The following is an 18,808-nucleotide window of genomic DNA, read 5'->3' on the forward strand; positions in this document are numbered from 1 at the left end:
TCCGGAAGGTCGCCATTAGTGGCGACCTTACAAGACGCGAGTTTCCCCTTCGATTTGCTCCAGCTCGATATGATTCACCGCTGTATGCTGCGCAATCAGCGTCGCCAGTTTCGGTGAATGGCTGGTGATCCACAGTTGGCTAAACTGGCTGGCTTCGGCAATCAGTCGCGCTAAAGCGGGCAGCAGATCTTCATGCAAACTGTTCTCCGGTTCGTTCAGCGCCATAAACGCCGGTGGACGCGGGCTGAGCAGCGCCACCACCAAGCAAAGAAACCGCAGCGTGCCATCCGAGAACTCGGCGCTCTCCAGCGGACGCAAAATCCCACGCCGTGACATCAGCATCTGAAAACGCCCGTTCTGCACATCAACGTGAAATTCGGTGTAAGGGAAAGCTTCAGCCATCACTTCGAGCAGTAACTCAGAATGACCGCGTTCAACGATAGTGGCCCAGGCCGCCGCCAGATTACTGCCATCATGACTCAGCACAGGCGCGCGTACGCCAATCTGTGGCGCACGAATCGGCGAACCTGGCCACACAGCAAACTCATGATAGAAACGCCACTGACGTAGCCTTTCACGCACCTGTGAAAGCTCCGGATACAGATGCGGTTCGCCCAGTTGCCCAAACAGCGACTCTTCGGGATGCAGCACCGCCGGATAGGCTACGCGCTCACCTTGCACATTATGCAAAAAGGCGGTCTGATTTTGCCGCTGCATGATGCAGGAGGAAGGACGCCGCCGTTGGCCGCTCATCCACAAGCGCTCCTCTTTCACCAGCGGATCGAGATTGAACATGCTGGTGACGAGCGGCTCAGGAAAACCGATATCGAGCTGATAATCCATATCGTCCATCACCACCGCCAACGCCAGACGTTTGGGATCGTGGCGACGATCGCCGCGCCGCAATCCGCCTGCCCACATCGCTTTCTGGATGCCGCCCTCTTCCGCCAACGCCAGCGCTAAGCGTCCGCTCGCAGCTTCGTGCAGCAGTCGCACCGCTTTATACAGGTTGGATTTGCCGCAGCCGTTCGGGCCGCTCACCACGTTGAGCTGTTGCAGCGGCAGCGTCAGGTCGCGCACCGAGCGGAAGCCGTGAATGTGAATCTGTTCAATCGCCATCAATAAAAAAGGGCGATTTCTCGCCCTCTCCGGTTATTTGCGTCGCCAGCTGGAACCTTGCGGTCCATCCTCAACGATAACGCCCAACTCATTGAGCTTATCGCGCGCCACATCCGCCTGCGCCCAATCTTTGGCTGCACGCGCGTCGGAACGGGCTTTCACCCAATGCTCGATTTCCGCCACTTCATCGTCATTCACCTGCGCACCGCTTTGCAGGAACTGCTCGGGATCCTGCTGCAAAATGCCGAGTACGTTAGCGATCTGGCGCAGTTTCGCCGCCAGCGCATCAGCGAGGGCTTTGTCTTCGGTTTTCAGACGATTCACTTCACGCGCCATATCGAACAACACCGAATAGGCTTCCGGCGTGTTGAAGTCGTCATCCATCGCGGTGCGGAAACGCGCTTCAAACTCTTCGCCACCCGCTGCCGTAGCATTGGCATCGGTATGACGCAGCGCGGTGTATAAACGCTCGAGCGCCGCACGCGCTTGGTTGAGGTTATCTTCACCGTAGTTGAGCTGGCTGCGATAGTGGCCGGACATCAGGAAGTAACGCACAGTTTCGGCATCGTAGTGCTGCAACACATCGCGCACGGTGAAGAAGTTATCCAGCGATTTCGACATCTTCTCGCGGTCAACCATCACCATGCCGGAGTGCATCCAGTAATTCACATACGGACCATCGTGCGCACAGGTGGATTGCGCCACTTCGTTTTCATGGTGCGGGAACATCAGATCCGAACCGCCACCGTGAATGTCGAAATGGGTGCCGAGCTGTTTGCAGTTCATCGCCGAACATTCGATGTGCCAGCCAGGACGGCCGTTGCCCCACGGCGAGTTCCACGCCGGTTCGTCCGCTTTAGACATCTTCCACAGCACGAAGTCCATTGGATTACGCTTCACATCCGCCACTTCGACGCGCGCACCGGCCTGCAGCTGTTCCAGATCCTGACGCGACAACACGCCGTAATCTTTGTCGCTCAGCACGTCGAACATCACGTCGCCGTTGTCCGCCACGTACGCGTGCTTACGTTCAATCAGCGTGCCGACCAGCTCGATGATCTCATCGATATGGCGGGTGGCACGCGGTTCCAGATCCGGCGGCAGAATGCCGAGCGCGGCGAAATCTTTGTGCATCTCGGCGATCATGCGGTTGGTCAGCGTTTCAATGCTTTCCCCGTTCTGATTGGCACGTTTGATGATTTTGTCATCGATATCGGTGATGTTACGCACATACTTCAGCTGATAGCCCACGTAACGCAGATAGCGCGCCACCACGTCGAATGCCACAAACGTACGCCCATGGCCGATATGACAGAGGTCGTAAACCGTGATACCACACACGTACATACCGATTTGACCGGCATGGATGGGTTTGAATTCCTCTTTCTGTCGACTCAGGGTGTTATAAATCTTTAGCATTGAACGGTTCCGTTTTAATTACGTGTGCGGGATTCGAACGTGATAAATGTGCATTTGGTTTAATACGGTCACCATAAATGGCGACCCTACGAAATACTGTCCGGTTTGTAGGGTCGCCATTTATGGTGACCGAAACAACCTCGCCTAACCAGCCAGCATCAAGCCGGTTATTGTGCCGTATTTTTCTGACTTGTGCATCGCTCGGTTGCCAACTGCCGTCCGGTTACTGACGCGTTATTGGAAATTGTGATATAAGAAGCGTCTACAAAAATGCCCCGCCGCCTTGCAGGCGCGGCAGCGACACTGACGACAACCTTGACAGGAAGAAAATAATGGTCACTTTCCAGACGAACCATGGCGATATCGTAATTAAAACTTTCGATGACAAAGCGCCGGCTACCGTGAAGAACTTCCTGGAATACTGCGCGGAAGGTTTTTACGATAACACTATCTTCCATCGCGTAATCAACGGTTTCATGATTCAGGGCGGCGGTTTTGAGCCTGGCATGAAGCAGAAAGATACCAAAGCAGACATCCGCAACGAAGCGAACAACGGCCTGAAAAACACCAAAGGCACCCTGGCGATGGCGCGTACTCAGGCTCCACACTCTGCCACTGCCCAGTTCTTCATCAACGTGGCAGACAACGACTTCCTGAACTTCCGTGACGAAAGCCTGCAAGGCTGGGGTTACTGCGTGTTCGCAGAAGTGGTTGAAGGCATGGACGTGGTTGAGAAAATCAAAGCGGTGAAAACCGGCCGCAGCGGCATGCATCAGGACGTTCCGGTTGAAGACGTTGTCATCCAGAAAGTGACTGTTAGCGAGTAATGTCGCGCACGCTGTTTATCGCAGATCTGCATCTGTGTAATGAAGAACCGGCAATTACTGCCGGTTTTCTGCATTTTTTGCAGGGAGAAGCGCGTTCCTGCGATGCGCTTTACATCCTCGGCGATCTGTTTGAAGCCTGGATCGGCGACGACGATCCTAATCCGCTGCATCAGCAAATCGCTGCGGCGCTCAAAGCCTTGCCGGTACCGAAATTCTTCATCCACGGTAATCGCGATTTCCTGCTCGGCCAGCGTTTTGCGCATGCCTCTGGCATGACGCTTCTGCCGGAAGAAAAGGTGCTCGATCTCTACGGATATCGCGTGTTGATCATGCACGGCGATACCTTGTGCACCGACGATGAAGGCTATCAGCGATTCCGCGCCAAAGTGCATCAGCGCTGGTTGCAGCGTCTGTTCCTCGCGTTGCCGCTGCGTCTGCGTATGCGCATTGCCGCGCGTATGCGCAATGGCAGCAAGCAGGCGAATCAGCATAAATCGGTCAGCATCATGGACGTTAATCAGTCCGCAGTGGAAGCTGCGATGACGCGCCTACAGGTGCCGATTTTGATTCACGGCCACACGCATCGTCCCGCCATTCACCCCTTCACGCTACACGGCGGAAACGCCCAGCGCGCGGTGCTCGGTGCCTGGCATGAGAACGGATCGATGATTCAGCTTGATGCCAGCGGCGTAAGCCTGATCGAATTCCCCTTCTGAAATCCGGGCATCAATGCCCGTTTTCCGCCTACGCAACCGTTTTCCTTGCTGCCATCTCATGCTATTCTCTGTGCCCTTCTTCGCCTGCCCGCCCGGCCAGGTTCGTTTGCATATTCACAGGAGTTGACCGCATGTCATCCAACGCCGCCCCGGCCCGTATCGCCATTGTCATGGGTTCCAAAAGTGACTGGGCTACCATGCAGTTCGCCGAGGAAATTCTTAACAGCCTGGATGTTCCCTTCCACGTTGAAGTGGTCTCAGCTCACCGTACGCCCGACAAACTGTTCAGCTTCGCGGAAACCGCCGCCGACAACGGTTTTCAGGTGATCATCGCCGGTGCTGGCGGTGCCGCCCATTTGCCGGGCATGCTGGCCGCGAAAACGCTGGTGCCGGTGCTGGGCGTGCCAGTGCAAAGCGCGGCGCTGAGCGGCGTCGATAGCCTTTACTCCATCGTGCAGATGCCGCGCGGTATTCCGGTTGGAACGCTGGCGATTGGTAAAGCCGGTGCCGCCAACGCCGCCCTGCTGGCCGCGCAGATTCTGGCGATCCACGACAGCGCGCTGTCATCACGCATCGCCAACTGGCGTCAGACGCAGACTGATGAAGTGCTGAACAACCCGGATCCGCGGGAGGACGCATGAAGCCGGTTTGCGTATTAGGAAATGGTCAGTTAGGCCGCATGCTGCGCCAGGCGGGTGAACCGCTGGGCATCGCGGTGTATCCGGTGGGTCTGGATGCGGAGCCTTCTGCGCTGCCGATCGCCGAAAGCGTGATCACCGCTGAGATTGAGCGCTGGCCGGAAACCGCGTTAACCCGCGAATTGGCGAGCCATCCGGCCTTTGTGAATCGCGATATTTTCCCGCGTCTGGCCGATCGTCTGACGCAAAAACAGCTGCTCGATCATCTGAACCTCGCCACCGCGCCGTGGCAGCTGCTGGCCGATAAAGCCGAGTGGCCAAACGTGTTCAGCACCTTGGGCGAACTGGCGATTGTTAAGCGTCGTACCGGCGGCTATGACGGCCGCGGTCAGTGGCGTTTGCGCGCCAACGAAACCGATGCGCTGCCGGATGAGTGCTACGGCGAATGCATCGTTGAGCAAGGCATTAATTTCAGCGGCGAAGTGTCGCTGGTCGGCGCGCGTGGACACGATGGCAGTACGGTGTTTTATCCGCTGACGCATAACCTGCATCAGGACGGCATTCTGCGCACCAGCGTGGCTTTCCCGCAGGCCGATGCCGCACAGCAACAGCAGGCAGAAGCGATGCTCAGCGCCATTATGCATGAGCTGAAGTATGTTGGCGTGATGGCGATGGAGTGTTTCATTACGCCAGAAGGTCTGCTGATCAACGAGTTAGCACCGCGCGTGCACAACAGCGGTCACTGGACGCAGAATGGCGCGTCCATCAGCCAGTTCGAACTGCATCTGCGTGCGGTTTTGGGTTTGGCGCTGCCAAAACCGGTGGTGTTTGCGCCGTCGGTGATGGTGAATCTGATTGGTACCGATGTGAATCTGGCGTGGCTGCAGCAGCCGCTGGTGCATCTGCATTGGTACGACAAAGAGGTGCGCGCCGGCCGCAAGGTTGGGCATCTTAATCTGACCGATAGCGATCATGGGCGTCTGGCGTCAGCGCTGAATGCGCTGGTGCCGCTGCTGCCGGAAGTGTATGCGAGCGGGATTGCGTGGGCGGTTGAGAAGCTTTGATTAGCCAGGTCGCCATGAATGGCGACCCTACGTAGATTGATGTGATTTTGCCGAACGCGCATTCCTGTGGGGTTTTCGTAGGGTGCGCATTAATGCGCTCCTGGTTACGCCACCATCGACAATTTAGGCACTGAAGCTTCTGAACAGCGCCTTCTGTTTTAACAACCGAATGCCCAACCAGGCACCGCATAGCGAGAGCAGCAGCGCGCCGCCGATCGGCAAGGCGATCCACAGCGTCCAGTCTGGCTGCCACGGGAAATCGAAGATCTTGCGCTGCAAGCCCCACAGCGCCGCTTCCGCGCCCAGCGCTGCCGCAATCCCCGACACCACGCCAAGCAGTGCAAACTCGCACCATAATGTGCCGCGCAGCAGGCGCTTGCTGGCACCGAGCGTGCGATAGACCACCAACTCCTGCCGACGCTGACGCATGCCGACCTGAATCTGCGCCAGCAGCAGCAGTACGCCGCACACCGTTACCAGCACCACCATCACTTCCAGCGCCTGACTCACCTGCGTCAGCACCTGACCGATCTGGCGCATCATGCTGCCAATATCCAGCAGGCTCAGCGTCGGGAACGCGCGATTAAGCTGTGCCAGCAGCGCCGGATTGCTCTCCATGCGGAAGCTGGTCAGCCAGGTTTGTGGCTGTTGATCGAGTGCGCCTGGCGGGAAGATAAAGAAGAAGTTCGGCCGCAAACTCTCCCAATCCACCTTGCGCAAACTGGTGATTTTGGCGCTGAACTGCTGCGTATCGCTGCTGAAGGTTAAGGTATCACCGATTTTCACACCCAGACGATCCGCCAGCTCCACTTCCATCGACACTCCACCCGCCTGCGGCGGCCAGTTGCCGGAGATCAGCGGATTGTGATCCGGACGCTCCGCTTGCCACGTCAGATTCAATTCGCGATTTAGCGCGTTATCCAGCTTGGGATCGGCCTCTTTACCGTTTAGCTCGTTCAGACGCGCACGCACAATCGGGTAGAAGGTTTCCGGCTTGAGCTGATGCTCGCTCAGGAAGTCGCGTACCTGTGGCACCTGCTCTTTGGTGATGTTCAGCAGGAAATAGTTCGGGCTATCCGGCGGCAGTTGCTGTTGCCAGCGATCCAGCAGATCGCCGCGCATCACCAGCAGCAGCGCCAGCAACATAAATGACAGCGAAAACGCCGCCAGTTGGCTGAGCGTCATCGCCGGTTGACGCAGCAGGCGGTTAATCGCCAGGCGCAGCGCCAGATTACGCACCACCAGCCGACGCAGCAGCAGCAAGGTGCCCCAGCCGAGTAACGCCAGCAGCAGCGCCAGCATCACCACGCCCGCCAGCAGCGCCCACAGCATTTTGCTGCCGCCCATCAGCAGCGCCAGCAAGCCAATTACCACCAACGCCATCGCGGGCAGATAGATGCGCAGCGGCCAAACGTTCGCCACCGCATCCCGGCGCAGTACGCGTAGCGGTTGCGTTGCCATCAGCAAGCGATACGGACGCAAACCCACCAGCAGCGAAATCACAAACATCGCGCCAATCGCCCACAGCCACGGCCAGAAACTCGCCGCAGGCAGCGCGCCTGGCAGCACCGGCTTCAGCATCAGCAGCAGAATCACTTCAATGCCCTGCCCCAACGCGCTACCGACAATCGCCGCCAGCAGCAGCACCGCCAGCCATTGACCGATGATCAGCCGCTGCAGCGCCTTACGCGTTGCACCCAGCGTTTTCAGCACCGCCACCAAATCGTAGCGGCTGCGGCAGTAATGACTCATCGCCACCGCCACCGCAGCAATCGCCAGCATCAGCGTCAGCAAGGCCGAAAGCAATAAAAATTGCTGCGCGCGCTGCATTGAGCGGCCCAGTGCATCTTCCGAGTTATCAACGCTGATCCAGCGCTGATCGGCTTTTAGCTGCGGCTCGATCCAACTGTCATAGCGCGCCAGCGGTGCCGGTTCGCCGGAGAATTTGTAGCGCCAGCTTAGGCGACTGCCCGGCTGCACCGCGCCAGTTTTCTCCACGTCAGCCAGATTCATCAGCAGACGCGGCGCGGTCTGGAACGGATTGAAGCCGCCATCCGGCTCCTGAATCACTTCACCGGCAATGCGCAGCGTGGTGTCGCCGACATCCACGCTATCACCCACTTTCAGATTCAGCAGCGCCAGCAAACGCGGCGCGGCCAACACCGTGCCCGCTTGAGGGCGCAAGCCCGGCGGATTGGTTTGCAGCGTGCCAAACATCGGATAGGCATCATCCACCGCTTTCACGTCCGCCAGCTGCGGCGTCTCTTGCGCGAAGGTCATGGTCATAAAGTGCAGCTGGCTGCTGACCGATAACCCTTCGTCACGCGCTTTATTCAGCCACGCCTCCGGCGCGGGCGAGGTGGTGCGCAGTGTGCGATCGCCCGCCATAAAGTCGCGGCTCTGCTGGCTTAAGCCTTTCTCCATACGATCGCTGATCGATCCCAACGCCAGCACGCAGGCTACGGCGAGGGTGAGCGCCATCCAGACAATCAGCAGCGAAGGCGAACGCCACTCGCGCCAGAACCAGCGCCAAATCATGACTCCTCCCACAACTTGCCGTCGCGCAGCCGTAAGCGGCGGTCGCAGCGCGCCGCCAGTTGTTCGTCGTGCGTTACCAAAATTAATGTGGTGGCAAAATCGCGGTTGAGGGAGAACAGCAGATCGGCGATACGATCGCCGGTTTTACGGTCGAGGTTGCCGGTGGGCTCATCGGCAAACAGCAGACCGGGACGGCCGCTAAAGGCACGCGCCAGCGCCACACGCTGCTGCTCGCCGCCAGAGAGTTGTGCCGGCAGATGGTGCAGACGATCTTTCAAGCCCAATAAAGTAAGCAACTCCACCGATTGCGTACGGCTTTCTCTATCGCTGTCGCCACGCAGCAACGCCGGCAACTGCACGTTTTCCAGCGCGTTCAACGTTGGTACCAGCATAAAGGATTGAAATACAAAGCCCACTTCGCGCGCGCGCAGTGCCGCTCGCTGCTCTTCGTTCATGCTGTGCAGCGGCTGGCCAAGCAGATGCACTTCGCCGCTGCTGCCGTCATCCAGTCCGGCCAGAATGCCCAGCAGCGTGGATTTGCCAGAGCCGGACTCACCAATCAGGGCGATGGTCTCAGCTGGTTTGACAACCAGCTCAACTCCGGTAAGGATGGTCAGCTGATGCTCTCCCTGACCGACGGACTTAGTAAGATGATGAACTGCAACAATGTTTTCCGCTGGCATTATCCCTTCCTGTTGTTATTGCTTCTGCTGGTGTCGCGACTCGCCGCCGCCGATACCTTGCTGGTGTTGGGCGACAGCCTGAGCGCCGGGTATCGCATGTCGGCCACGGCGGCCTGGCCGAGCCTGCTGAATAAAGAGTGGCAACAGCAGCCTAAAGTGGTGAACGCCAGCATCAGCGGAGATACCGTAGGCCTTGGGCTGGCACGTTTACCGGGCCTATTAAAACAGCATCAACCCCGCTGGGTGTTAATCGAATTGGGCGGTAACGATGGCCTGCGCGGTTTCCCGCCGCAGAATATCGCCGCCGATCTGACCAAAGTGATCGACGAAGTGAAAGCCGCTAAGGCACAGCCGCTGCTGATGCAGATTCGTCTACCGGCCAATTATGGACGTCGTTATACGGAGGCGTTTAGCGCGATCTATCCGCGCCTGGCACAGCAGTACGACATTCCTCTGGTGCCCTTCTTTATGGAGCAGGTCTACCTGAAGCCGGAGTGGATGCAGCAGGATGGAATTCACCCCAATCCGGATGCTCAGCCGTTTATCGCCAACCTGATGGCGACCGAACTGGCTCCGTTAGTAAAGCATGATTAATGCAGACGCGTGATTTTTAACGGGTAAAAAAATGCAAAGAACTATTCTTATCACCGGCTGCTCGAGCGGCATTGGTTTGGTCGCCGCGAATGACCTTTTATCGCGCGGCTATCGCGTGCTGGCCGCCTGTCGCCGCGCCGACGATGTGGCGCGCATGGAAGCGCTGGGATTTATTGGCGTGCAGCTGGATCTGGATGATGCCGCCAGCGTCGATGCCGCCGCCGATCGCGTGCTGGAACTCACCGATCATCGCCTGCACGCGCTGTTTAACAACGGCGGTTTTGGTCAATATGGGCCGCTCAGTAGCGTTTCGCGTCAGCAGTTAGAGAAGCAGTTTTCCACCAACCTGTTTGGCACCCATCAACTGACCATGCGCCTGCTGCCCGCGCTGCAAGCCAGCGGCAACGGACGTATCGTTAATACCAGCTCGGTGCTGGGACTGATCTCCACGCCGGGACGCGGTGCCTATGCCGCCAGCAAATGGGCGCTGGAAGCCTGGAGCGATGCGCTGCGTCTCGAAGTGCGCGACTCAGGCGTGCGCGTCAGCCTGATTGAGCCGGGCCCGATCAGCACCCGTTTCACCGATAACGTGCATCAGGGCCAGCAGGATAAACCGGTGCGCAATCCGGGCATCGCCGCGCGTTTTACCCTGCCGCCAGAAGCGATTCTGCCGAAGCTGCACCACGCGTTAGAGAGCAAACATCCGCGTCTGCGCTATCCGGTGACGCTGGTCGCCTGGGCGATGAGTCTGCTGAAACGTCTGCTGCCAGGTTGGATACTGGATCGCATTTTGCGCAGCAACTAAGCTGCAACGCAGAATCAAACTTGAACCGGGGCAGCTTGCCCCCATATCCTCAACACACTTTCTGACAAGAGACGTATTCATGTCACACGCTTTGATTATCGACATCAACGAATCCAACCTGCAGCAGACTTTAGAACAGTCGATGCAGCTACCGGTGCTGTTTTATTTCTGGTCCGAACGCAGTCAGCACTGTCTGGAACTGACGCCGGTGCTGGATCGCCTGGCGCAGGAGTATGCCGGTCAGTTTATTTTGGCGAAGCTGGATTGCGATAAAGAGCAGATGGTGGCATCGCAATTTGGCCTGCGCTCCATTCCAACCGTTTACCTGTTCCAGAACGGTCAGCCGGTGGATGGCTTCCAGGGACCGCAGCCGGAAGAGGCGATTCGCGCCCTGCTGCAAAAAGTGTTGCCGCGTGAAGAAGAAGTTAAAGCGCAGCAGGCGATGCAATTGATGCACGAAGGCAAACCACTTGAAGCGCTGCCGCTGCTGAAAGACGCCTGGCAGCTGAGCAACAAAAACAGCGAAATTGGTTTCCTGCTGGCGGAAGTGCTGATCACTCTGAATCGCAGCGACGAAGCCGAAACCGTGTTGGATGCGGTGCCGCTGCAGGATCAGGACACGCGCTATCAGAGCCTGGTTTCACAAATCGACCTGTTAAAGCAGGCCGCCGATACACCAGAAATTCAGCTGTTGCAGGAGCAGTTAGCCAGCGATCCAACCAATGCCGAGCTGGCTGCTAAACTGTCGTTACAGCTGCATCAGGTTGGCCGCAATGAGGAGGCGCTGGAGTTGTTGTTCAGCTTCCTGAAAAGCGATCTCAGCGTCGGTGACGGCCAGGTGCGTAAAATGTTCCAGGAGATTTTGGCCGCACTCGGCACCGGCGACACCCTCGCCACGCGCTATCGCCGCCAGCTTTACTCGCTGCTGTACTGATCGGTACCGCGCGTTAAACGGGCCGAACGACTCGGCCCGACAATCTGACAGCCAGGAGGTTATATGTTAACGGTAATTCCCGTCATCATTGTGCTCGCACTCGTTACCGTGTGGGCCGGTGTAAAAATTGTTCCACAAGGTTATCAGTGGACGGTAGAGCGCTTTGGCCGTTATACCAAAACGCTGGAGCCAGGCCTCAATCTGCTGGTGCCGTTCATGGATCGTATTGGTCGCAAAATCAATATGATGGAACAGGTGCTTGATATCCCTTCGCAGGAAATTATCTCCAAAGACAACGCCAACGTCACTATTGATGCGGTGTGCTTTATCCAGGTTGTCGATCCGGCGCGCGCCGCCTACGAAGTCAGCAATCTTGAACTCTCGATCCTCAATCTGACCATGACCAATATCCGCACCGTGCTCGGCAGCATGGAACTGGATGAAATGCTGTCGCAGCGCGACAACATCAACACGCGTCTGCTGCATATCGTCGATGAAGCCACCAATCCGTGGGGCGTGAAAATCACCCGTATCGAAATCCGCGATGTGCGACCGCCGCAAGAGTTGATTGCCGCAATGAACGCGCAGATGAAGGCGGAACGTACCAAACGCGCCGACATCCTTGCCGCCGAGGGGGTACGTCAGGCAGCGATTTTGCGCGCCGAAGGTGACAAGCAGTCGCAGATCCTCAAAGCGGAAGGTGAACGCACCTCCGCCTTCCTGCAAGCCGAAGCGCGCGAGCGTCAGGCGGAAGCGGAAGCCACGGCAACGCGCATGGTCTCCGAAGCGATAGCCGCCGGCGATATTCAGGCGGTGAACTACTTCGTGGCGCAGAAATACACCGACGCACTGCAAAAAATCGGCGAAGCCAACAACAGCAAAGTGGTGATGATGCCGCTGGACGCCAGCAGCCTGCTCGGTTCAATTGCCGGTATCAGTGAGTTGCTGAAGGAGAGCCGGACGGAGCGCCGACCATGATCCTGATGGAGCTGATTGCGCATCCACATTGGTTCTGGCTGACGTTGGGCGGCCTGCTGCTGGCCGCCGAAATGCTCGGCACCAGCGGTTATCTGTTGTGGAGTGGCTTAGCCGCCGTCGCGGTGGCGCTGATTGAATGGTTGTTTCCCATTTCATGGACCAGCCAGGGCATTGTGTTTGCGGTGATGACGCTGCTCAGCGCGTTTTTCTGGCATCGTTGGATGCGCTATCGCGAATCGTCGCAGGTCGCCAACACGCTTAACCAACGCGGCAACCAGTTAATGGGCATGCAGCTGACGCTGGATAACGCGCTGAAAAATGGCCTTGGTCACGTGCGCATCGGCGACAGCAGCTGGCGCGTGCAGGCGGATAGCGATCTGCCAGCGGGTACGCCAGTGATTGTCACCGGCGTGGTCGGCATTACGCTGATGATTCAGCCGCGCTTTCCATCGGCCTGATGGCAGCAACCGGCCAGATGATTGATGATCGGGCACTCGGCGCTGTCATCGCCGGGACAAGCTTCCGCCAGCTTCAGCAAGCGCGCGCGCATCGCATGTAACTCTTCAATGTGCGCAGCAATCTCGTCGGCTTTCTGCAAGGTGCGCGCTTTCACATCGGCGCTGTGGCGCGCGGGATCGTTGAACAGCGTCACCAGTTCACGGCACTCTTCCAGCGTAAATCCCACCTGACGCGCCTGACGCAGCAGATTCAGCTCATCAATATGATGCGCCGCATAATGACGATAACCATTGTCGCTGCGCGACGGCGGCGTCACTACGCCCTTCTCTTCGTAGAAGCGGATCGCTTTGCTGGTGAGTCCGGTTTTTTTTGCCACATCGCTGATGTTCATTTTTCCCCCTTGACCTTCCATTCAGGGGAAGGTTTAGGCTTTAGTTCTAATGCAAATTTTGCATGCAGTCAAAATCATTACCTGAGGAGTTAACCATGTCACATACCCAACTGCTGGCGCTGGACGGCTTGTCCTGCGGCCACTGCGTTAAACGCGTTAAAGAAGCGCTGGAGCAGCGCAGCGATGTTGAACAGGCCGACGTCACGCAGCAAGAAGCGCGCGTGACCGGTGCGGCGAGCGCCAGCGATTTGATCGCCACGGTTGAACAAGCCGGTTATCACGCGGTGCTGAAAGACGGCGCAGCCAGCCCAAAGCCTGATCCGTTGACAGCTACAGAGCCGCCGCCGGAGGCGCTGACAACGGAGTCGCAACCGGCACCATCCACTGAAGCCGATCTTCCTGTGCATCACTTACTGATTGGCGGCATGAGCTGCGCCAGCTGCGTGAGTCGCGTGGAACAGGCGCTGCAAAAGGTGCCGGGCGTCAGTCAGGCACGCGTCAATCTCGGTGAGCGCAGCGCGCTGATCATGGGCGATGCAAGTGCCGAAGCGCTGGTGAGCGCTGTCGATCAAGCCGGTTATTCCGCCGAAGTGATCGATGACGAACAAACCCGGCGCGAACGCCAGCAGGTTAGCGCGCAGCAAGCCATGCGCCGCTTTAGCTGGCAATCGGCGCTGGCGTTGCTGCTCGGCGTGCCGATGATGATTTGGGGCATGCTCGGCGACAACATGATGCTGAGCGCAGATAACCAAACGCTGTGGCGCACGCTTGGCGTCATCACCTTGCTGGTGATGGTGGTTGCCGGTGGGCACTTCTATCGCAGCGCGTGGCGCAGTTTGCGTCACGGCACCGCCACCATGGACACGCTGGTGGCGCTGGGAACTGGCGCGGCGTGGCTCTATTCGATGAGCGTTGCCCTATGCCCCGAATTCTTCCCGCATCAGGCGCGTCATCTCTATTTCGAAGCCAGCGTGATGATCGTTGGTCTGATCAATCTCGGCCACGCGCTGGAGCAGCGCGCCCGCCAGCGCGCCTCGAAGGCACTGGAACGTCTGCTGGATTTAACCCCGGCGCAGGCGCGGGTTATCAGCGATCAGGGTGAAACGCTGTTGCCGCTCAGCGAGGTTCAGTCCGGCATGACGCTGAAGCTGGTCACCGGCGATCGTGTGCCGGTGGACGGTGACGTCGCCAGCGGCGAAGCCTGGCTGGATGAAGCGATGCTGACCGGTGAAGCGGTGCCGCAGGCCAAACAGCCGGGCGATAAAATTTTTGCTGGTACGCTGGTGCAAGACGGCACGCTGCACTTTGTGGCGCGAGCCACCGGCAGCCACACCACGCTGGCGCGCATCATCAATCTGGTGCGTCAGGCGCAAAGCAGCAAACCGGATATTGGCCGGCTGGCCGATCGCATCTCTGCGGTATTTGTACCGGTGGTGGTGGCGATTGCGCTGCTAAGTGGTTTGATTTGGTTTCTGGCGGGTCCGCAGCCGCAGCTGGCTTACACGCTGGTGATTGTGACGACAGTGCTGATCATCGCCTGCCCTTGCGCTTTAGGTTTAGCCACGCCGATGTCGGTGATTGCAGGCGTCGGACGCGCCGCAGAGCTGGGCGTACTGGTGCGTGACGCCGATGCGCTGCAGCGGGCCAGCGAAGTCGATACCATTGTGTTTGATAAAACCGGCACCCTGACGCGCGGCACGCCGCAGGTCAGCGATGTGGTGCTGTATGGCGATTGGAATCGCGAGCAGGTACTGAGCGCGGCGGCGCAGATGGAGCAAGGCTCCAGCCATCCGCTGGCTAAAGCGATCCTCGATGCTGCGCCAGCGGTGAACGCCGAAGCGGTTAAGCAATTTCGTACAATACGCGGCAAAGGTATCAGCGCTACAGTGGCCGACAGAACGCTGCTGCTGGGAAATCAGGCGCTGCTGGATGAGCAGCAGATTGATTATCGCGCCGCGCAGGCCGACATCGAACGCTTCGCCGCACAAGGCGCAACGCCGGTGCTGCTGGCCGATAATCAGCAGCTACTGGGATTGATCGCACTGCGAGACAGCTTACGTCCGGAGAGCAAAGCGGCGCTGCAGCGTCTGCATCAGCAAGGTTATCGCCTGATTATGCTGACCGGCGATCACCAGAAAACTGCGCAGGCGATCGCCGCCGAAGCGGGTATTGATGAAGTGATTGCCGGCGTGTTGCCGGATGGCAAAGCGCAGGCGATAACGCAGCTACAGCAGCAAGGTCGCAAAGTGGTGATGGTCGGCGATGGCATCAATGATGCACCCGCACTGGCGCAAGCCGATGTCGGCATTGCGATGGGCGGCGGCAGCGATGTGGCAGTAGAAACCGCCGCCATGACGCTGATGCGTAACGATCTGCACTGCGTCGCCGATGCGCTGTCGATCTCCAGCGCCACGCTGCGCAATATGCGGCAAAACCTGTTGGGTGCTTTTATTTACAACAGCCTGGGGATTCCGATTGCGGCGGGCGTGCTCTATCCATTTACCGGCATGCTGCTGAGCCCGATTGTCGCGGGCGCGGCGATGGCGCTGTCATCAATTACCGTGGTGAGCAACGCCAACCGATTGTTGCGCTTCAAACCCGCGCAACGGCAATAGCCATTACAGCCCTGTTTTTCATCGGATGAAATCGCTAGCATGGTTTTTTGCCTTAAAAAGGACAGGGAATGAGACACGGTCTGTGGCACAGCATCCAACAACGGATCGCGACCCTTTTCCCGGCCAGTTACAGCTGGCCGGCGATGGATATTCAGCTGGGCGATCGTCGTTTGCATCTGGCGGGCAGCATTCACATGGGCACGCGCGATATGCAGCCGCTGCCTGCCGGGCTGTTGCGCCAGCTGCATAAAGCCGACGCGCTGATTGTCGAAGCCGATATCACTCAAGGCGGATCGCCGTTCAGCAATGATGATGAACATCCGCCGCTGGCTATGCGACTCGACGATGAGGTGCTACAGCGTCTGCAGGCCTTATGCGATGAACTTTCGCTGTCATTGAACCTGTTCGATACGCTGCCGTTCTGGCAGATCGCGCTGATGTTGCAGGCGCAACAGGCGCAGCGGCTGGGATTGCGTCCGCAGTTTGGTATCGATTATCAGCTGTTGCAGGCGGCCAAAGCGGCCAACAAACGCGTTATCGAGCTGGAAGGTCCGGAAACGCAGATCGCCCTGCTGAAATCGCTGCCGCAGGATGGTTTGCCGCTGTTGCTGGATACGCTGGAACATTGGCACACCAACGCGCGTCTGCTGCAAACCATGATCAGCTGGTGGCTGGATGCGCCGCCCACGCAGCAACCTGTGGCGTTGCCCACCACTTTTAGCAGCGAGCTGAACGACACACTGATGCGCAATCGTAATCAGCATTGGCGCGAGTTGCTGCTGGCGTTACCGAAAGGGCGCTATGTGGTGGCGGTAGGCGCGCTACATCTTTATGGCGATGATAATTTGCCGGATTTGCTGAAGGGTTAACGTATTGGTCGCCATAAATGGCGCCCCTACAAAAACGCACCAAACATCCGTAGGGTCGCCATTAATGGCGACCCTACATTCCAGATGTGCTCAAAATACAAAAAAAGAAGGCCAATAATGATATTGGCCCGTCAAAGAGGAATTTGTTTATGATTTTGGTTATCACCAACAATCTCTTGCTGGCGCGGGCCAATTCTCGCGCAAAGTTCAGAATTTCGCCACTGTTTTTCCATCAAAACTGAAATAAGAATTTTCCTAACAAGGACCGATCATGACGCCTGCGGTAAAACTTCTGGAAAAACAAAAAGTCACCTTTACCCTGCATCCGTACGACCACGATAGCCATGAAACCAATTTTGGTGACGAAGCGGTGCGTAAGCTTAATCTTGATGCGCGTCAGGTATTCAAAACCTTGCTGGTGTCGCTCAACGGCGATGCCAAAGCGTTGGCGGTTGCGGTGACGCCAGTCTCAACCCAGCTGGATCTAAAAAAGGTCGCCAAAGCGCTGGGCGCGAAGAAAGCGGATATGGCTGATCCGCAGCTGGCACAGCGCGTAACCGGTTATCTGGTGGGCGGCATCAGCCCGTTAGGACAGAAAAAACGTCTGCCAACGGTGATCGATCAGCAAGCGGCGGAGTTTGCCACCATCTTTATCTCCGGCGGCAAACGCGGCTTGGATCTGGAGCTGGCCGCACAAGATTTGTCTCGCCTGCTGGACGCGCCGCTGGCCGACATCGCGCGGCGCGATTAATCAGGCTGCTGGGCGCAGAGTTGATCGATCATCCAGCGCCCGGCCGGTCCCGGCGGATTACGTCGTGACCACACTACATCAACCGCAATATGCTGCGGCCAGCCCGGCACCGGCAACTCCTTCAACACCTGATGCCCAAATTGCTCCACCAGCCAGCGCGGCAATATACTCCAGCCAAAACCCTGCTCCGCCATCTCCAACAGCAACAAATAAGATGGCGCCGACCACACGCGTCCGGCGGGCAAAGGGTCGCGATTTTGCACCCAGGTATTGAGCCGCAGTTGCCGTAATTCGCCCAACTGCTCGTCACTCACCAGCTCCATCTGCGCTAAAGCATGATCCTGATGCAGATAGATCGCCATCTGCGCGCCGACCTGCAATCGCGCCATCGCCAAATCGGTCGGCAGCTTCGGCTGCGCCCGCACCACGCCAAGATGCACGCGTCCAGCCTGTAGCAGATCGAGTACATCTTCATCCTCGGCGATCATGCATTCGAAGGCGATCTCGGGATAAAGCTCAGCAAAACGGGTGAGCAAAGTGACGTGATGATCGGCTTGCCAGAAGTCGGAAATTGCCAGACTCAGACGCGGTTCGACGCCATCGGTAAGACATTCTGCCAGTTCGTCCAGCCGCTGACTGGCCGCCAGAATTTGCTGCACCTGCGCAAAGGCGCGCTGACCATATTCGGTTAATACCGGATTACGTCCGCTGCGATCAAACAGCGTGAAACCGAGATCATCTTCCAGATTCGCGATCGCGTTACTGATGGTGGACTGGCTTTTAGCCAACGCGCGCGCCGCCGCCGAAAAGGAGCCACTGGCCACGGTTTGCACAAACGCCTCCAGGGATTCCGGGGAATACTTCATGGTGAACCATCGCTTTTATCGATAGGTGATCATTTTATCTTAGCATCACACAGTGCGAAAATGCGGGTTATCACTAATAAGGAGGTTTATATGCGTACCCGTTCGCTGAAAGAACGTTTTTGTCATGCCGCAGGCTTTGAAGGGTTGGCACTTATCACTGTTGCGCCGCTGGCTGCCTGGATCATGGAGAAACCGCTGTTTCAGATGGGCGCGCTGGCGATTATGCTGTCGACCGTCGCCATGCTGTGGAACATGATCTATAACAGCGGTTTTGATCGCATCTGGCCGCCGCAGGTCAAACGCGGATTCGGTTTGCGCGCGATGCATGCGCTGGGCTTTGAAGGCGGGTTTATCCTGATCGGCTTGCCTATTGCCGCCTGGATGCTGAATATTTCGCTGCTGGAAGCCTTTGTGCTGGAAGTGGCGTTCTTCCTGTTCTTCCTGCCCTACACCATGGTTTACAACTGGATGTGGGATAAGTTGCGCCACCGTTGGGTGACGCAGAAATCCTGTCAGGCGTGATGTGCATCAGGAAAGAGGTC

General features: G+C 57.8%; 19 protein-coding genes. 13 read left to right on the plus strand and 6 right to left on the minus strand.

The features are described from left to right. Nucleotides 1-27: 27 nt before the first annotated feature. Both FHW71_RS09725 and cysS read right to left on the minus strand, forming a co-directional pair. Nucleotides 28-1,119, minus strand: a complete 1,092-nt coding sequence (locus FHW71_RS09725; RefSeq protein WP_179451683.1) for an AAA family ATPase — start codon at nt 1,117-1,119, stop codon at nt 28-30. A 33-nt stretch (nt 1,120-1,152) separates the two neighbouring features. Beyond that, complete coding sequence (gene cysS / locus FHW71_RS09730) at nt 1,153-2,538, minus strand: cysteine--tRNA ligase (RefSeq protein WP_179451684.1); 1,386 nt, start codon at nt 2,536-2,538, stop codon at nt 1,153-1,155. Between the two features lie 332 nt (nt 2,539-2,870). Between cysS and ppiB the strand changes: the two genes are divergently transcribed. From ppiB to purK, 4 genes are all read left to right on the plus strand, one after another. Next, nucleotides 2,871-3,365, plus strand: coding sequence for a peptidylprolyl isomerase B (ppiB, locus tag FHW71_RS09735; protein WP_008103818.1), 495 nt, complete (start codon nt 2,871-2,873; stop codon nt 3,363-3,365). After that, nucleotides 3,365-4,081, plus strand: coding sequence for a UDP-2,3-diacylglucosamine diphosphatase (gene lpxH, locus FHW71_RS09740; RefSeq protein WP_179451685.1), 717 nt, complete (start codon nt 3,365-3,367; stop codon nt 4,079-4,081). The genes ppiB and lpxH overlap by 1 nt, the downstream gene beginning before the upstream one ends. Nucleotides 4,082-4,212: 131 nt before the next feature. Then, on the plus strand, nt 4,213-4,722 hold the full coding sequence (purE, locus tag FHW71_RS09745) for a 5-(carboxyamino)imidazole ribonucleotide mutase (RefSeq protein ID WP_179451686.1): 510 nt from the start codon (nt 4,213-4,215) through the stop codon (nt 4,720-4,722). Then, a complete protein-coding gene (gene purK / locus FHW71_RS09750; protein ID WP_179451687.1) occupies nt 4,719-5,783 on the plus strand; it encodes a 5-(carboxyamino)imidazole ribonucleotide synthase in 1,065 nt (354 codons plus the stop codon). Before purE ends, purK begins: the two co-directional genes overlap by 4 nt. A gap of 123 nt (nt 5,784-5,906) precedes the next feature. Here the strand turns inward: purK and ybbP are convergent, their stop codons facing one another. Then, complete coding sequence (gene ybbP, locus FHW71_RS09755; protein WP_179451688.1) at nt 5,907-8,321, minus strand: putative ABC transporter permease subunit YbbP; 2,415 nt, start codon at nt 8,319-8,321, stop codon at nt 5,907-5,909. After that, nucleotides 8,318-9,004 carry a putative ABC transporter ATP-binding protein YbbA gene (gene ybbA, locus FHW71_RS09760; RefSeq protein WP_179451689.1) on the minus strand — a complete coding sequence of 229 codons (687 nt, stop codon included), beginning with the start codon at nt 9,002-9,004 and terminating at the stop codon, nt 8,318-8,320. Before ybbA ends, ybbP begins: the two co-directional genes overlap by 4 nt. On the opposite strand from ybbA, the gene tesA reads away from it, so the two are divergent. The 5 genes from tesA to FHW71_RS09785 all read left to right on the plus strand — a co-directional run bounded on the left by tesA (nt 8,972) and on the right by FHW71_RS09785 (nt 12,773). Beyond that, nucleotides 8,972-9,598 carry a multifunctional acyl-CoA thioesterase I/protease I/lysophospholipase L1 gene (gene tesA, locus FHW71_RS09765; protein ID WP_179451690.1) on the plus strand — a complete coding sequence of 209 codons (627 nt, stop codon included), beginning with the start codon at nt 8,972-8,974 and terminating at the stop codon, nt 9,596-9,598. The two genes, ybbA and tesA, sit on opposite strands and share 33 nt — an antisense overlap. A 31-nt stretch (nt 9,599-9,629) precedes the next feature. Next, nucleotides 9,630-10,403, plus strand: coding sequence for an SDR family oxidoreductase (locus FHW71_RS09770; RefSeq protein WP_179451691.1), 774 nt, complete (start codon nt 9,630-9,632; stop codon nt 10,401-10,403). A 79-nt stretch (nt 10,404-10,482) separates the two neighbouring features. Further along, entirely contained in the window at nt 10,483-11,337 is an 855-nt protein-coding gene (locus tag FHW71_RS09775) for a co-chaperone YbbN (protein WP_008103837.1), read from the plus strand. A gap of 63 nt (nt 11,338-11,400) precedes the next feature. Beyond that, a complete protein-coding gene (locus tag FHW71_RS09780; protein ID WP_008103839.1) occupies nt 11,401-12,315 on the plus strand; it encodes an SPFH domain-containing protein in 915 nt (304 codons plus the stop codon). Beyond that, nucleotides 12,315-12,773: an NfeD family protein gene (locus FHW71_RS09785; protein WP_036648269.1), complete on the plus strand. Its 459-nt coding sequence runs from the start codon at nt 12,315-12,317 to the stop codon at nt 12,771-12,773. Before FHW71_RS09780 ends, FHW71_RS09785 begins: the two co-directional genes overlap by 1 nt. On the opposite strand, the gene cueR is transcribed toward FHW71_RS09785, so the two are convergent. After that, entirely contained in the window at nt 12,749-13,165 is a 417-nt protein-coding gene (cueR, locus tag FHW71_RS09790) for a Cu(I)-responsive transcriptional regulator (protein WP_179451692.1), read from the minus strand. The two genes, FHW71_RS09785 and cueR, sit on opposite strands and share 25 nt — an antisense overlap. Before the next feature lie 95 nt (nt 13,166-13,260). Between cueR and copA the strand changes: the two genes are divergently transcribed. The 3 genes from copA to ybaK all read left to right on the plus strand — a co-directional run bounded on the left by copA (nt 13,261) and on the right by ybaK (nt 17,400). Beyond that, nucleotides 13,261-15,780, plus strand: coding sequence for a copper-exporting P-type ATPase CopA (copA, locus tag FHW71_RS09795; protein ID WP_179451693.1), 2,520 nt, complete (start codon nt 13,261-13,263; stop codon nt 15,778-15,780). Between the two features lie 68 nt (nt 15,781-15,848). After that, nucleotides 15,849-16,649 (plus strand): TraB/GumN family protein, encoded by an 801-nt coding sequence (locus FHW71_RS09800; protein WP_179451694.1) that lies wholly within the window; start codon nt 15,849-15,851, stop codon nt 16,647-16,649. A 271-nt stretch (nt 16,650-16,920) separates the two neighbouring features. Next, the gene (ybaK, locus tag FHW71_RS09805) at nt 16,921-17,400 is read left to right on the plus strand and encodes a Cys-tRNA(Pro)/Cys-tRNA(Cys) deacylase YbaK (protein ID WP_008103849.1); all 480 of its coding nucleotides are present in this window, start codon (nt 16,921-16,923) and stop codon (nt 17,398-17,400) included. Here ybaK and FHW71_RS09810 read toward each other — a convergent pair. Beyond that, complete coding sequence (locus FHW71_RS09810; protein WP_061717434.1) at nt 17,397-18,266, minus strand: LysR family transcriptional regulator; 870 nt, start codon at nt 18,264-18,266, stop codon at nt 17,397-17,399. The genes ybaK and FHW71_RS09810 overlap by 4 nt on opposite strands. Nucleotides 18,267-18,356: 90 nt before the next feature. Between FHW71_RS09810 and FHW71_RS09815 the strand changes: the two genes are divergently transcribed. Then, nucleotides 18,357-18,788: a multidrug/biocide efflux PACE transporter gene (locus FHW71_RS09815; RefSeq protein ID WP_008103853.1), complete on the plus strand. Its 432-nt coding sequence runs from the start codon at nt 18,357-18,359 to the stop codon at nt 18,786-18,788. Nucleotides 18,789-18,808 lie beyond the last annotated feature (20 nt).

This window comes from Enterobacter sp. Sphag1F, assembly GCF_014193275.1.
GTDB classification, from domain to species: Bacteria; Pseudomonadota; Gammaproteobacteria; order Enterobacterales; family Enterobacteriaceae; genus Pantoea; species Pantoea symbiotica.